This is a genomic window from Neobacillus phoenicis, assembly GCF_047302305.1.
In the GTDB taxonomy this organism is placed as follows: Bacteria; Bacillota; Bacilli; order Bacillales; family Cytobacillaceae; genus Neobacillus.
The window spans coordinates 5,226,333-5,240,988 of the sequence record NZ_CP154847.1; the positions used below are offsets into that span (position 1 = coordinate 5,226,333).

The following is a 14,656-nucleotide window of genomic DNA, read 5'->3' on the forward strand; positions in this document are numbered from 1 at the left end:
TCAGTCCAGCCTACAACGTATATAGGTCCCTACAAGGACTGCCACAAAGGAAAAGAAATCCCAACTCACCATCAACAGTACCACCACCAGGTTCCTACTATTCTTCCATACCAGCCAAGTCCTCATGTTACTCCTTATCAACGATATTGGGGTTACTAGATTACAGAAACAAGTTTCTAGCCATTATGTTTCTTCACAAGCTTCATTTAGGATAAGCATATTCAAGTTGAACACACAAATACTGACCATTCAAAACTAACGAATAAATTACCGGCATGGCAAGATAATAATATTGATTTATAAACGAAAATATTTAATATTATGGAAAAATCAGTTTCGTATAATAATAAAAAAAACCTTGACCTCAACTTAGGTTTAGGCCGTATCCTTTTAATTGTATCTTGTTTATATAAAATTTGGAGGAACTCAATATGACAAAATTTGCTTTTGTAACAGGTGCTAATAAAGGTATTGGATATGAAATTGTGCGTAAATTAGCTGAAAAAAATTATCATGTATTTTTAGGAGCACGCAATGCTGAACTTGGACAAAAAGCCGTGCAATCCTTGGGGATGTCAAATGTTTCGTTTGTTCCAGTTGATATTTCAGACACACAATCCATTCAAAACTCCAAAAATAAAATCCTTGAAGTAACGGACCATTTAGATTTATTGATTAATAACGCTGGAATTGCACTTGATTTTGGTGTTTTACCCAGTGAATTAAAACTAGAAACACTACGGCAAGAATTTGATGTTAATTTTTTTGGAACATTCCTAATGATTCAAGCCTTCTCACCTTTAGTGAAAAAATCTCAGGGTGGGAAGATTGTTAACGTAACGACAGATATGGCTTCACAAACAATGTTCGCGAATGGCGAAATTCCTCAACTCAATATATTGGGCTATAATTCATCAAAAACGGCTGTTAATTCATTAACATTAGCATTTGGTACAGAATTTGGTACGGATGGACCTGAAATTTTAGGTGTTACACCTGGTTTTACAACTACGGATCTTAATAATAATGCTCCAGGTGGTAAAACAACTGCTGAAGGTGCACAAATCATTGTTAAATATGCTTTAAGCGATACAAACTATAATGGTAAAATCCTTGATAAAAACGGGATTATTCCTTGGTAATCTAAAATACTATGAACTATACTATTGGACAAGTTGCAAAAATGAATCATTTATCTATTTCTCAATTACGTTACTATGATAATCAAGGACTGTTACCTTTTCTCAAAAGAACTGAAAATGGAAATCGAGTTTTTGACGAGGATGCACTTAAATTTCTAGAAATGATCTTATGTTTAAAAAATACTGGAATGCCAATAAAAGAGATTAAACAATTTATTGAAAGGTCAATGAATGGGAGTGATACCATCCCACAACGACTAAAAATGATGAAACAACACGAAATCACTGTTTTACAACAAATTCGTGATACTGAAGAAAATCTAAAAAAAATTCAACAAAAAATTGCAAGATTAGAACATGAAATGATAAAAAATCATTATGAAAATTAACTAATTTGAGATTCTGGCGGAATAGCATGTTCCTTCAAAGCAGATTTTAGTAAGGTCGGAATTCGCTAAAGAACTTGGACCAAAAAATATTACAGTAAGGTGATATTTAAAAAGATTAACTATTTTATACCTTAATTTAAGCAGAGAGGATGTTTAATATGAAGAAAAGAACGCTTGGAAAATCTGATTTAGAGGTTTCATCTCTTGGTTTAGGCTGTATGGGCATGTCTGATTTCTACAGCGGACGAAATGATGATCAATCAGTAAAAACCATTCATCGTGCCATCGAACTGGGCATCAATTTCCTTGATACAGCGGATATGTACGGCCCTGGCCAAAATGAAAAATTAGTTGGTCAAGCTATTAAAAATCGACGTGATCAAGTTATTGTTGCAACAAAGTTTGGAGTTGTAAGAGGAGAAAATGGATCATTTTTAGGAGTTAATGGCCATCCAGACTATGTAAAACAAGCTTGTGATGCAAGTTTAGCCCGTTTAGGTGTAGATTATATTGATCTTTATTATCAGCATAGAGTAGATCCTAATGTTCCAATTGAAGAAACAATTGGTGCGATGTCTGAATTAGTTCAAGAGGGAAAAGTACGCTACCTTGGCATGTCTGAGGTAGCTCCTCAAACGATCCGCCGTGCTCATACGGTACATGAAATAACAGCCATTCAGACGGAATATTCACTATGGAGCCGAGATGTCGAAGACGAAATTTTACCTGTTATCCGTGAGCTTGGAATTGGATTTGTTGCCTACAGTCCTTTAGGAAGAGGCTTTTTAACAGGGCAAATTCAAACATTTGAAGACTTATCAGAAAATGATTATCGTCGCTTTTCTCCTCGTTTTCAAGGAGAAAACTTTACAAAAAATTTAGATCTTGTGAATAAAATTAAAGAATTAGCAAGAGAAAAAGATTGTCAGCCTTCACAGCTGGCACTTGCTTGGATTCTGTCTCAAGGTGATGATATTATCCCGATTCCAGGAACAAAACGAATTCAATATCTAGAAGAAAATATTGGAGCCCTTAAAATTCAATTATCCAAAGAAGACCTTCGCCGCATTAATGAAGTAGCTCCAAAAGGTGTGGCAGCAGGAGAACGTTATCCGGATATGAGCAGCGTTAATTTGTAATGAAGTTTCTCATTTAAAATAATCCAATAATTAAAAATAACCTTAGGGCGATCCTTGCTATCCTAAGGTTATTTTTATGTTTATAAAGATTTAAAAGGATATTTGTCATCATTCATGACGCTAAGTTATGACACCTTCTGTTCCACAGAAAAAAAGATCTTTACTACAAAGGCTCTGTTAAACTTGTCTGTTGATTTCCGCTCCAGGCGGCTTCGCTTTCCGCGGGCGTGCCGGGGAGCCTCCTCGTCGCTTCGCTCCTGCGCCTCAAATAGTTACTACTGAAGAAGAAATTGAGGGCTATGCTATCGTAAAGCTTCTCTTAAAAGAAACAATTGCAGAAGAACGTGTCGGTTACCGCGATAACCTTAGCTACTTTAATATATTAGTAGATAATAGTATTCGAAGATGGGTTTGTAGACTTGGATTTAATCAATCTCAGAAATATATTCAGTTTAACGATGAAGGTAAGACTTACGTAAATATTGATAAGGTTTCTGACATTACCCTCCATAGAGAGAAATTAATTGAAGTAGCTAAAAGATTTATTTAGAAAGCTAGGTGGCTCTCACCTAGTTTTTTGTTTGCCCCCTAGCTGTATTACCCCAAAACTTATTGGGGTTTTAACAGCCCTGCTTATGGGCAAAATAAGCCTAATCTCTCTTGTAAACCTTCTAAAAGTTCTACAGGCACTTCCCTGACCTTGATATCCCCACCTAGAAAAAGCAGCCAATTTGTTATTTCGGTTAATTCTTCGGGATTAGTAACATTGATAAAAGTCTTAAGAATGGCTGTGGTTTGGTATGGATTCGTATAGGAAATTGAAATTTTTAAAGGGTGGTATTTTTTGAACTGGGCAATCGCTCTTGGACCAAGTTCAAGGACAAGGTTAATCTCTTCTTCCTGCTTACTTAGTTTTTCTAAAATCTTTCTCTTACTCAATCTATTTTTCGTAGAATATTGTTTGACATCGGTGAGATTATCCACAGGGACAATTAGCCTCTTTTCATCCATTAAGTCAAAGCCGTCAATCATCCAAATGCCTTTTTCATGATAAAGGTGCAAGAGATAAATGGGATAAGACTTTAAAACCTCTTCTTGGATGGTGATCAATAAGTAGCTATCCAAAAGAAGGATTTGGATGAGTTTTTCTAACGTAGGATGGGGCAGGTCTGACAGTTCAAGTAGGTCGGGATTATTGGGGTTGGTCCCTTCAAAAAGCAAGATTTGATTTAAATGAACAAGGTCCTCCTGCTGATTTTCTGAGATGAGGCCTAGTAATTTTTCAGCTAAAGACTGACGACTCTTTAGATATGGGAGTTGCTGATTTCTTGTGGCCATAAAGGCGATAAATAGAGCTTTAATCTCATTATCGGTAAAGCGGACAGTGGGCAAGACAGAGTTGTTCATGACAAAATAACCCCCATCCCTTCCAACCTCAGCGACAAGTGGCATCCCCATGCTTTCAATTTCTCTGATATCTCGAATAGCTGTCGAACGAGAGATGTTAAATTCTCGCATGATTTCAGAAATGGTAAAGTTGGCGCGGTTGTTGATATACCGCATGATGGTATTAATTCGTTCAACTTTTTTCATCGGGATCTCCTAAACAGTATCACTTTTTGACATGATTAAAGACTATTATAAACTTATCAAGTGAAAAGACAAATCATTTGGTATATTAAAAAAAGAGGATGGTTTGAATATGGCAAATTATACATTAGAAGAAAAAGATAGTTTTACCGTTTTAGGGATTGGAACTGAGCTTAAGAGCCATTACACAGACTATGCTGGCATAAACAGGGAAAAGGCAGACTTTTGGTCGGCCGTCAAAGAAGATGGTACGCTTGATAAGTTAAAAGCCTTAGCCACAAATGATTACATTTTTGTCGTGAATGAAGCGGTGAATAACAAGATGATGCATTATGCTGGCGTTATGACAGATGCATCAATACCAGAAGCAACTAGAATGATCCAGTTTCCAAAGGGAGAATACCTGGTTGTAAAAGGAGAAGCAGCGACAGCTGAAGAGTTGAGTAATCTGGTTACTGGCATTGCCTTTGGTCAAGTCCTGCCGGAAGCAAAGAATTTTGCCTATGTTGGCGGGCCAAATACATCTGTTATAATGGGGCAACGAAACGGTTTAGTATTTGGTGAAATGTGGATTCCTGTTGTTAGGAAATAAAAGGAGCGATGGAATTGTCCTATATCGTTGATTTTAAAAATGTGTCTACGGTTGGTTTAGAGTCTTCACCTGTAGCAGAATCGCTTGCTGGTCTACGTGCTAATGAAGCCCGATACTTTATGAACAAATACAAGCATGAATTTACAGTTACACCAGCTAGCGAAAGTCAGGAGACCCTTGATTATGTGAATCGAATTTTGAAAGAGGAACGTGATATTGAGTTTGCGGCCAAACCGTTAGAAACATCGCGTTTTCAAGTGGAAAATATCAATTGGACCTACGTCTTTTATGAGGATGGTCTTTCAGTCAACGTCTTGTATACGGTTGATGGTCCTAAGCCGAAGCGGGCGGTTGGTTTTAAGCTTTCTGAGGGGATGGAAATACCTAAGGAGTTAGAAGCGAAGTTTAAGTTTGCTAGGCAGAAGTCAAAACTAGCTGGAACCATTCGGGGCTCGTTTTTTGTCATTAAAGGAGAATATTAAAGTAAAAACAATACAGCACCTCTCCAGCAAATTTGAGGGTGCTGTTTTTTGCAAAGAAATCCTTTATGACACGGTTCACAGTGGCGTATCTAAATGAGGTTCTCTTGGATTGGAAAAATGCTTAATCAAACCCCTCCCTCGTCTCACTTGTAAAATAAGCGGAGATTTTCCGCTTAAATGCGGAATGGTGCTCTTTTCGAAGGAAAATAAGCGGAGATTTTCCGCTTATGCAAAGAAAAATCCCCCATTTTCGCATTTTTCGAGTCAATAGGCGGAATTTCTCCGTCTATTTTAGCTTTTTTTACTAATAATTTTTAAATAAGCGGAATTTCTCCGTCTATTTAGCAGATCGGGTACCGAAAGAATATACTTATTGGTCGACTTATACTCCATAAAAAATCCCCCCAATTAATTTCTTAATGGAGGGATACTTAATTTCACCTGTGGGTTGCTTAACCTAATGGCTATGGGGTCTGGCCCCCACTTAGTGATGAAACCCATTATCACATTTCGTATCATGTGGCATAGGCCCGTCCAGGGAATCCAGAAAGGCGACGGCCTGTTTGAGGTGCATCAAAAACATATGGGCGAGATCCATGGAAAATCCATTCCGAACCACTACGCGCATAATAGTCACCTCTTCCATATCTGGCGGCAATGGATAGGCAGGCACTTGCCAGCCAAATACACGCAATTGTCGAGACAAATCATAAAGATTCCAGTTTACTGTGTAACCATCTTTCAGACGCCAAGCGAAAACCGGAATATCCGAACCATCGGACAAAAGTTCGAACGGTTCCATCTCCTTAATCGCCTTACTAAGAAATTGAGCGACTTTCTGAGAAGCCCTTTGCACATCATGATACCCACTTTTTCCTAAACGTAGGTAATTGTAATATTGCAGGAGTACTTGCGCGCCAGGACGAGAGAAATTCAGGGCAAAAGTCGGCATGTTCCCGCCAAGGTAGGACACGCGGAAGATGAGGTCCTCAGGAAGATCTTCAGCTTCCCGCCAAATAATCCAACCCAAACCAGGATACACTAGTCCATATTTATGTCCAGATACATTGATAGACTTCACCCTCGGTAATTGAAAATCCCAGACCAAGTCTGGTTGAAGAAACGGTGCTATAAATCCTCCCGAAGCTGCATCCACATGCATAGGAATATCGAGGCCCGTCCTCTCCTGTAAATCGTCCAACGCTTTCGCAATGGCGGCAACAGGTTCGTAAAGCCCGGTATAGGTCTCACCGAGAATCGGTACCACACCAATTGTATTTTCATCCACGACAGCGAGGACCCCCTGAGGATCCAAATGGGGATGCTCTGGGCTAATCTTTACATAACGAGGTTCAACCTCCCAATAGTTCGCGAATTTTTCCCAAACCACTTGAACAGCGGAACTAAACACGATATTAGGTCGATTAACCGGCTTCCCTTCTCTTTTTCGTGCATTTTGCCAACGTCTCTTTAACGCAAGCCCCCCGAGCATACATGCCTCTGAAGAACCAGTTGTTGAAACGCCCATCGTCGTAAGGGGTTTGGGCGCATGCCAGAGGTTAGCTAAAATGCGGACACACCGTTCTTCAATTGCGGCTGTCTGCGGATATTCGTCCTTGTCAATCATGTTCTTGTCGAAGGATTTGGCATATAAGTCTTTTGCGGCAGGCTCCATCCATGTGCTAACGAATGTTGCTAGATTCAAGCGGGCATTGCCATCAAGAGCAATTTCATCATGAACGATTTGGTACGCTGTTTCGGGTAACATGCCGTCATCAGGCATTTGAAAGCGCGGAACAGCTAATTCTCCTTCGCGGGCAAACAGAGGATTCACAGAAAATTCGTGAGGCAGCTCCCTTTGCACATGACGCGGTAGACATTGTTGCTTATCTGGCATGCCCCCTTTTCCTTCGTATGCATCGTTTTGAACTTCTTCTTTTCTACCCTGTGGCATACAAGTCCTCCTTTATTTATTGTTTAACCATCCTATTATTCACAAAAAAACAGATGGTAAACCAAGGGGACGATTCTAATAAAAGGTAATTCGTAATTATGCTGCTTTCTTAACAGTCGGTTCCTCATTAACCATTAATTTTTCAAAAATGCTTCCAATTATTAAACCAAGAAAACCAGGAATCACCCAGCCGAATCCCTCATTTTGCAAAGGAACATTTGATAATAAATCTGAATATAAACCATTTAAAAATGTCGAATTGATGATTTCAATTAAGCTAAATAGACCGACAAGGCCGATTGTCATGAGATATACGGGGCGATTATTAAAAGGTAATCTCTCATGTAATAGACCTAAAATGATTAATGTAATTGCCATTGGATACACTAAGCCGAGCACTGGGACAGATACTTTTAATATTTGAGAGAGACCAAGATTTGCTACAAAACCACTGATCACACATAAAAAAATTGCACATTTTATATAGGATAATTTCGGGAAAATATTTGAAAAATATTGAGCACATGATGTGATTAATCCTATACAAACACATAAACATGCTAGTGTAAAAATTAATCCTAAAACAATTGTTCCACTCTTTCCGAACAATTGCTGTAATACAGTACTTAAAACAATCCCTCCATTATCAACTTTTCCTGGTATGGAGGCGGAAGCTCCTAAGTATCCAATAATAAAATAACAAATAGATAAAAGCAGGCCGCAAATAAGTCCAAATATCGCTAAATATTTTACTTGTAATGATTGCTTGGTTATTTTTTTACTCTTAAAAATATTGGTAAATATAATTCCGTAAATTAACGCACCAATGGAATCCATAGTTTGATATCCATCTAAAAACCCTTGAGAGATGGGATTCTCTTTATAAGATAATGTAGCTTCCCTAAAGCTAGATAAATCAGTAAATAAAGCCTTGATAAAAACGATCATGATTAAAACTAATAAAGAAGGTGTTAAAATCTTTCCAAATCTGTCTACTAATTTAGATGGCGATTTTGCAAACCAAAATACAATACTAAAAAATACAGTTGTATAAACCAAAAGTGCGATCGGTGAAGACTCGATTGCATTGGGTAAAAAGGGTTTTACTCCCATTTCATAGGCAAGACTGCCGGCACGCGGAATGGCAAGTCCAGGTCCTATTGACAAATAAATTGCCATGGGGAATAGTAAAGCAAAAATAGGATGAACTCTATTAGTTAATGCATCGAATGTTCCTGATTTTGCAATCGCTATAAAAGCTAATACTGTAAGACCCACATCAGAAATAATAAACCCAATAACTGCTTGCCATACGTTTTCTCCAGCAGCCTGTCCCAAATAGGCTGGAAAAATTAAATTTCCTGCACCGAATAACATTGAAAATAACATTAAGCCAATTAACAGGATTTCTTTACTGGTTAATTTATTCAAACAATTCACCTCAATTGATTATTGTTATATGAAAATACTTATTTTATCAAATATCCGCTATATTGAGTATTGAATATGAAAAAATACTATTTTGTATCACAAAATTAGAAAGAGTCTCCTTGGCATACATTATTTTCTCCTTCGAAATTAATCAACATAAAAAGGTGATACAGAAATTTGTATCACCTCAATTTGTAGCTACTATAAAACAGCCTCTATTTATAATAAGGTTCACTGTAACGCATCTAAATTAGGTTCTCTTGGATTTTTTTGAAATAATAAAATCAAAGCACCCTTTTTTAAAAAACCCGTCTCGCGATGATTTTCATCTCACTTCCTTGAATTAAGAAGTCTTGTCCAATTGAGTAACCAGCGATAGTAAAATAAGCGGAGATTTTCCGTCTATTTATCAGCTCAAATAGTCCTAAGCTGCAATGTTCTTGAAGGTAAGAACAAGCAGCCATAAAGACTGCTTAAAGGAAATCTTATTTTTTTATCCGTGATGAATCTATCATTACAACTATTTAATCTGATTGTGCCATGCAAATTTTGCACTTATTTATGATACGGTTCACCTTAACAAATCAATCGGCGTTTTTTTATCCTTTTCATTTTCTTTAAAAAGAAAATAGGATGAATCGAAGAAATAAGAGCCACCCTATTTGGATGACTCCACTTCTTCTAGATATATATATAAGCAATCGTCATGTATTAACGGACTATAGTTGGACCAACTAATGCTCTTGGGTTTTCCCCTAATGCCAATTTGCTAATATTTCCATAGCTAACCTGTTTATACGCTTTTAGTAACTGTTTTAAATCAGAGAATTTATTGTCTGATTTAATTTGTTCAATTTCCCTATGATAGACAGACAATACATATTCATCTTGAGACTTTGGATGAGATTCACTTGTATCTTCATCCATTAATAAAGAGCCCATATATTGATAACCATATTGAAATTGACGAGTCAGTTTAATTATTCTAATAAATTTTTGATAAATAGATGGTTTTTTTGCATTTAAATTTTCGATAGCTGTTAGTGCATTTTTCAATTCGTTGTAACTTGATGCGATTACCATACCATTTCTCCCCTTTGATTTATATTAATCCCATGGTTTATCTAATGTAAGTTTGGACACGAGTTCTTTATTTTGTTCTCTTTTTAGTTTACGAATTTTTTCACGTTCTTTTCCGGTTTCATAAAGAAATTTTTCTTCCTCTGTTTCTGGAATGACGGCTGGCACTTCTATAGGTCTTTTATTTTCATCCAGTGGAACAAAAGTCAAAAAAGCAGTAGCTGCGATTCTTCGATGTCCAGTTTCAAGATCTTCAGCAATCACTTTACAGAAAATCTCCATCGACCTTTTTCCGGTATAGCTGACAAATGATTCAATACAGACCGAATCACTTACTCGGATTGGTTCAAGGAAATTTACGGAGTCTGTCGATGCCGTAACACATTCCTTTACCCGTGAATGTCTGCGAGCGGAAAGCACTGAACAAGCATCCATCTTCTTCATTAGAACTCCACCAAACAATGTATGATAATTGTTCAAATCGTTAATAAGTACTTGGTCGGTTTGAACAACACGCGTTTCTTTAACCTTTTTTGCTTCCAATTATGATCACACCCTATATATAAAATGCTTTTGAAGCGTTAGCCACTTCTGCATTAAAGTTTTAGCAAGACAATTATAATATGACCACAGTGGAAAGATACAATGCCGATAGGATATGGTATTCATAACAAAACCGTATGGAAGCGCTTCTAGATAGGTACAACAAAAAAGCCTCCCCTAACCTGGGGAAGCTTTCAAATAATGAATTCAATTTATAAATCATAATATCGATTAGCTGTCGATAGCTTTATTTTTGCAAATCGGATAAATTCATCGACAACTTGTGATAAGTTAGAATCCTTTTTCCAGATTAAAGCTAGATTCCATTCAATTGCAGGATTGGTTACATTTATTGCTTTAAAATCATTTTTCAGTTCCAAACATGTACTCTCAGGAAGTAACGTTATGCCTATATCATTAGCAACCAGTTCCTGAATAAATTCCAATTGTGATGTTTCAGAAATAATGATTGGTTGAAATCCAGCTTCTCTGCAAGCAGAGATGATAAGATTTCTTAACTCAAACTCCCGGTTGAACATAATAAAGCTTTCATTTTTAAGCTCATGTAATGGCACTTCCTGTTTCTCGGCAAGACGATGAGATGAGGGTACAACTAGTTTTAATTTCTCTTTCACAAACATATACCTGTCGAAAAGATCATTTTCTTCAGAAAGAACGACTACCCCAAAATCAAGTAAATCATTGACAATCTTCTCCTCAATCCGCTTAGATCCATCCTCCTCCAATTGAAATGTTACCTCTGGATATTCTTGATGGAACGAGGCAATAAGTTGTGAAAAAAAGAACGAATTGGTAATCGTAGGGAGTCCGATACGGACATTTTTCTTTTTTAACATGAGCATATTATCAAGTTCTGAATTCAATAGCTTCAACTGTTTTTCAATTTGTAATGCATGTTTTTTTAGTATACGTCCTGCATCTGTTTCTATCATCTTTTTTCTTGTACGAATGAATAGGGGTGTACCAAGTTCATCCTCCAGTGATTTGATAATTCTACTGAGGGCAGGCTGCGTAATGAACAGATTTTGAGCTGCAGAAGTAAAATTCCCAGTACGTGTAACTTCGATAAAACATTCCAATTGTTTAAATTCCAATTAAATCAAACACCTTATATACATTTTTAAGATAATTTAGTTTACCATACTTTTGAATTTAACAACTAACTGTAAGTATAGACACGCTCTTGAAAACCTGAACAATTTAGCACTTCCATACAATTATCATTTTCTGCAAAAAAACCTTATTTACTTATGGTACGGTTCTCCATAACGAATCTATATGAGGTTATAAAACCATGAATATATTTTGGTGTCTAAAAAAGTTTTAAAAATTCTTTTGCTGCTTTTGATAAGTAACTATTCTTCCTCCAAATTACTTTGGGTTCAGATATTAAGGTCTGATCCTTTAGCTGAATGACTCTCAATCCTCCCATTGAATGGAGGGATAATAACGAGAGCGGTAAGATCGTTGCACCAAACCCCGATGAAACGAGACCAAGTAACATAATTAAATCCTGACATTCGCATAATATATTTGGTTCTAAATCTAACCGTTGAAATTCATTGACAATTTGTCCATATGCACCTAAACCATAGTTTGGTCGCAGAAGAATCAATGGCAAATCGATGATTTCCTCTAACCTGCATTGTTCTGATCCACTCCACGTCCATTTTTCAGGCAAAACAAGCACATATGGATCACTTTCCAATGTCATTTGAGAGATACTCTTTTCTGTTATTGGACTATTTGTTATCGCAATCTCAATCTGACGTTTAGATAACATTTTTATAAGATGAATCGTTTCACCTTCCCATACTTTGAATGTAAGACCAGGATTTTTCTCACGAATATCTACCACCTTAGAAAGAATTAAAGATGCACAATAAAGATTGGATCCAACAGATAAAATCCCACTGGCGCCTTTCCTCAATTCTTGAACTTCAACCATTGTTTCATCAAGTTTATTTAAAAGTTCTTTTGCTCGAAGAAGTAATCTTTCCCCCTCCAAGGTTAAATTAAGACTTTTGTTATCTCGATCAAATAAAACGACGCCTAGCTCTTCTTCCATTTGTTTGAGTTGTTTGCTCAAAGGGGGTTGAGCAATATTTAATTTCTTTGCAGCGGTCGTGATCTTACCTTCTTCTGCTATAGTGACAAAATATTTTAACTGTCGAATATCCAAGATGAAACCTCCATCATACCCAAAAGATATAGTAAAAAGATAAAACAGATATTTTAAGTATTGATAAATTGAGTATACACTAAGATGTAGTGTAATTCATAAGTTGAAGGAGTGTGACTTTGTTGTTCAAAAAAAATACCATACAATTTCCAAAGCTTTTATCGGTTGGGAATATATCGAATGGATTTGTGGCCTGGCTTTTTGGTTCAGCAGGACCATTATTAATTGTTTTACAAGCTGCTGCAAAAGGTCATTTGTCTGGTAGCATAACCAGCTCATGGATTTTCGCCATTTATGGAATGGGGGGACTCCTAACTCTCATCGTCTCCTTATATTATGGGCAACCCATAGGCTATGCTTTTTCAATACCTGGAGCCATTCTTGTCGGCTCAAGCTTAACCCATTATTCTTTCAACCAAGTGGTTGGTGCCTATATTATAACCGGGATCCTTATTTTTCTTTTAGGATTATCTGGCTTTGTTACAAAATTGATGAAGGTTTTGCCTATGCCGGTTATGATGGGGATGGTGTCAGGCGTCTTACTCCCTTTCGGAACTGAAATGATCGGCTCGGTTGTAAAAAATCCTTTACTCAACGGAATCCCGTTACTTGTCTTTCTTGCTCTTTCTTTTTTCTTACGATTTTCAAAAAAGTTTCCGCCTATATTAGGGGCGATCATTGCAGCAATTCTTTGTCTTAAATTTTTGCCGAACGTTTCTGTACAGCCTCTCCATATAACAATGGGCATTCCCCATTTTATCATCCCATCATTTAGTTTTTCCGTTGTAGGGGAACTTGTCATTCCATTACTCTTAACGGTTATTGCCATTCAAAATGCCCAAGGGATTGCTATGTTAGAGACACATGGCTATCGTCCACCGATCAATGCCATGACCAATTGGAGCGGAATCGGTACCATTATAAATGCTTTTTTTGGAGGCCACCCAGCCTGTATTGCAGGTCCCATGACGGGCTTACTTGTTAATAAAGAATCAGGCAAACTTGAACATAGGTATGTCGCTGCCATTGTATTAGGAGTATTATCCTGTCTATTAGCTCTATTTTCTCCAATGGCTTCGCAAATTCCACATGTCATTCCTGCCTCATTAATTCAATTACTAGGTGGCGTCGCCATGATTAGTGTACTGGTTGACTCACTGAAAATGAGTTTCTCTGGTCCATTCAAATCAGGCGCCCTCTTTTCCTTTATAATCACTATCTCTGGGATCTCTATTCTCCATATTGGAGCGCCATTCTGGGGTCTGGTTGGGGGTACCTTGGCCACCGTATTCTTGGATAAACAAGATTTTTATAAATCCGAATCAAGTGACCAAAACAATGAAACTAACTTGAGTGAAGCTCTTTGCAAGGACAAAATTTCCTAACACCGTTTCTTTAGACGTCGGATACATCTCATGACAAAATAAATGACACCTAGACATAGTGCAGTCTAGGTGTCATTTATTTCTTTGTATAGAATAAAAACCTCATATACTTATGATACGATTCACTCCGATTAATCCGTAAATAACATATTACCTATATATGATACTATTCACCCGGTGCCAAGCCCCTTATGAATACTAAACATAGATTGATCGCTTCCGAACCTCTTCATTGTTTTTTCGAATTTCATCCCCACCCTTTTTAAAAGCCTGCAGGCGCGTTCATTAAGCGTTGGGGTTTCAGCAACGATCGTTGTTAACTCCAAAGAATGAAAGCCATATTCGATTACCTTTTCGATGACTTCTTTCGCATACCCCTTTCCCCAGAAAGTCGGTAAAAATTGATAGCCAATCTCTGTGTTGATTCTGTCATGACCTGTATCTAAGCACACTAAACCAATAAATTCATTCGTCTCAATCAGTCTAACGGTCCAATAATGATTGGACTCCAACATCATTTGAAATCTAAAACTAAACGATATCTCATCAACTGTTCCATCCAGGTACTTGCGTACATCTTCGTCTATATACAACATCAATATCGATTCATAGTCCTCTTCAGAAACAGCCAGTAACGCGCATCGCTCTGTCATTAACATTTTGGTCTCACCATCCACCTTTATTAATATACCTCATAATTCTATGTAGTTACAGATATTATATACA

The 14,656-nt window shown here is 37.1% G+C and carries 15 protein-coding genes; 7 read left to right on the forward strand and 8 right to left on the reverse strand.

Going from position 1 to position 14,656, the window contains the following annotated elements; translation table 11 throughout:
• Positions 1 to 431: 431 nt before the first annotated feature.
• From AA0X95_RS26630 to AA0X95_RS26645, 4 genes are all read left to right on the forward strand, one after another.
• On the forward strand, positions 432 to 1,142 hold the full coding sequence (locus AA0X95_RS26630; protein ID WP_413303677.1) for an SDR family NAD(P)-dependent oxidoreductase: 711 nt from the start codon (positions 432 to 434) through the stop codon (positions 1,140 to 1,142).
• Between the two features lie 11 nt (positions 1,143 to 1,153).
• A complete protein-coding gene (locus AA0X95_RS26635) occupies positions 1,154 to 1,531 on the forward strand; it encodes a MerR family transcriptional regulator (RefSeq protein WP_413303680.1) in 378 nt (125 codons plus the stop codon).
• A 158-nt stretch (positions 1,532 to 1,689) separates the two neighbouring features.
• Complete coding sequence (locus tag AA0X95_RS26640) at positions 1,690 to 2,670, forward strand: aldo/keto reductase (RefSeq protein ID WP_413303683.1); 981 nt, start codon at positions 1,690 to 1,692, stop codon at positions 2,668 to 2,670.
• Between the two features lie 190 nt (positions 2,671 to 2,860).
• Positions 2,861 to 3,220 (forward strand): hypothetical protein, encoded by a 360-nt coding sequence (locus AA0X95_RS26645; protein WP_413303686.1) that lies wholly within the window; start codon positions 2,861 to 2,863, stop codon positions 3,218 to 3,220.
• Between the two features lie 83 nt (positions 3,221 to 3,303).
• Here the strand turns inward: AA0X95_RS26645 and AA0X95_RS26650 are convergent, their stop codons facing one another.
• Entirely contained in the window at positions 3,304 to 4,263 is a 960-nt protein-coding gene (locus AA0X95_RS26650; protein ID WP_413303689.1) for a helix-turn-helix transcriptional regulator, read from the reverse strand.
• Between the two features lie 109 nt (positions 4,264 to 4,372).
• Here AA0X95_RS26650 and AA0X95_RS26655 point away from each other — a divergent pair, with 109 nt between their 5' ends.
• Both AA0X95_RS26655 and AA0X95_RS26660 read left to right on the forward strand, forming a co-directional pair.
• On the forward strand, positions 4,373 to 4,852 hold the full coding sequence (locus AA0X95_RS26655; RefSeq protein ID WP_413303691.1) for a GyrI-like domain-containing protein: 480 nt from the start codon (positions 4,373 to 4,375) through the stop codon (positions 4,850 to 4,852).
• Between the two features lie 14 nt (positions 4,853 to 4,866).
• On the forward strand, positions 4,867 to 5,334 hold the full coding sequence (locus AA0X95_RS26660; RefSeq protein ID WP_413303693.1) for a phage tail protein: 468 nt from the start codon (positions 4,867 to 4,869) through the stop codon (positions 5,332 to 5,334).
• Positions 5,335 to 5,818: 484 nt separating this feature from the next.
• Here the strand turns inward: AA0X95_RS26660 and AA0X95_RS26665 are convergent, their stop codons facing one another.
• From AA0X95_RS26665 to AA0X95_RS26690, 6 genes are all read right to left on the reverse strand, one after another.
• Positions 5,819 to 7,288 (reverse strand): glutamate decarboxylase, encoded by a 1,470-nt coding sequence (locus AA0X95_RS26665; RefSeq protein WP_413303695.1) that lies wholly within the window; start codon positions 7,286 to 7,288, stop codon positions 5,819 to 5,821.
• 96 nt (positions 7,289 to 7,384) lie between these two features.
• A complete protein-coding gene (gene brnQ, locus AA0X95_RS26670; protein ID WP_413303698.1) occupies positions 7,385 to 8,719 on the reverse strand; it encodes a branched-chain amino acid transport system II carrier protein in 1,335 nt (444 codons plus the stop codon).
• Positions 8,720 to 9,430: 711 nt separating this feature from the next.
• The gene (locus tag AA0X95_RS26675) at positions 9,431 to 9,802 is read right to left on the reverse strand and encodes a hypothetical protein (RefSeq protein WP_413303701.1); all 372 of its coding nucleotides are present in this window, start codon (positions 9,800 to 9,802) and stop codon (positions 9,431 to 9,433) included.
• Positions 9,803 to 9,826: 24 nt separating this feature from the next.
• Positions 9,827 to 10,342, reverse strand: coding sequence for an acyl-CoA thioesterase (locus AA0X95_RS26680; protein ID WP_413303704.1), 516 nt, complete (start codon positions 10,340 to 10,342; stop codon positions 9,827 to 9,829).
• A 212-nt stretch (positions 10,343 to 10,554) separates the two neighbouring features.
• Positions 10,555 to 11,457, reverse strand: coding sequence for a LysR family transcriptional regulator (locus AA0X95_RS26685; RefSeq protein ID WP_413303706.1), 903 nt, complete (start codon positions 11,455 to 11,457; stop codon positions 10,555 to 10,557).
• 218 nt (positions 11,458 to 11,675) lie between these two features.
• Entirely contained in the window at positions 11,676 to 12,545 is an 870-nt protein-coding gene (locus tag AA0X95_RS26690) for a LysR family transcriptional regulator (RefSeq protein ID WP_413303710.1), read from the reverse strand.
• Positions 12,546 to 12,667: 122 nt separating this feature from the next.
• On the opposite strand from AA0X95_RS26690, the gene AA0X95_RS26695 reads away from it, so the two are divergent.
• The gene (locus tag AA0X95_RS26695) at positions 12,668 to 13,930 is read left to right on the forward strand and encodes a benzoate/H(+) symporter BenE family transporter (RefSeq protein WP_413303713.1); all 1,263 of its coding nucleotides are present in this window, start codon (positions 12,668 to 12,670) and stop codon (positions 13,928 to 13,930) included.
• 170 nt (positions 13,931 to 14,100) lie between these two features.
• On the opposite strand, the gene AA0X95_RS26700 is transcribed toward AA0X95_RS26695, so the two are convergent.
• Positions 14,101 to 14,589 carry a GNAT family N-acetyltransferase gene (locus AA0X95_RS26700; protein WP_413303715.1) on the reverse strand — a complete coding sequence of 163 codons (489 nt, stop codon included), beginning with the start codon at positions 14,587 to 14,589 and terminating at the stop codon, positions 14,101 to 14,103.
• Between the last annotated feature and the right edge of the window lie 67 nt (positions 14,590 to 14,656).

Coding starts and splice junctions, on each gene's coding strand:
- AA0X95_RS26630 (WP_413303677.1), top strand. CDS start 432: ATGACAAAATTTGCTTTTGTAACAGGTGCTAATAAAGGTATTGGATAT.
- AA0X95_RS26635 (WP_413303680.1), top strand. CDS start 1,154: ATGAACTATACTATTGGACAAGTTGCAAAAATGAATCATTTATCTATT.
- AA0X95_RS26640 (WP_413303683.1), top strand. CDS start 1,690: ATGAAGAAAAGAACGCTTGGAAAATCTGATTTAGAGGTTTCATCTCTT.
- AA0X95_RS26650 (WP_413303689.1), bottom strand. CDS start 4,263: ATGAAAAAAGTTGAACGAATTAATACCATCATGCGGTATATCAACAAC.
- AA0X95_RS26655 (WP_413303691.1), top strand. CDS start 4,373: ATGGCAAATTATACATTAGAAGAAAAAGATAGTTTTACCGTTTTAGGG.
- AA0X95_RS26665 (WP_413303695.1), bottom strand. CDS start 7,288: ATGCCACAGGGTAGAAAAGAAGAAGTTCAAAACGATGCATACGAAGGA.
- AA0X95_RS26675 (WP_413303701.1), bottom strand. CDS start 9,802: ATGGTAATCGCATCAAGTTACAACGAATTGAAAAATGCACTAACAGCT.
- AA0X95_RS26700 (WP_413303715.1), bottom strand. CDS start 14,589: ATGTTAATGACAGAGCGATGCGCGTTACTGGCTGTTTCTGAAGAGGAC.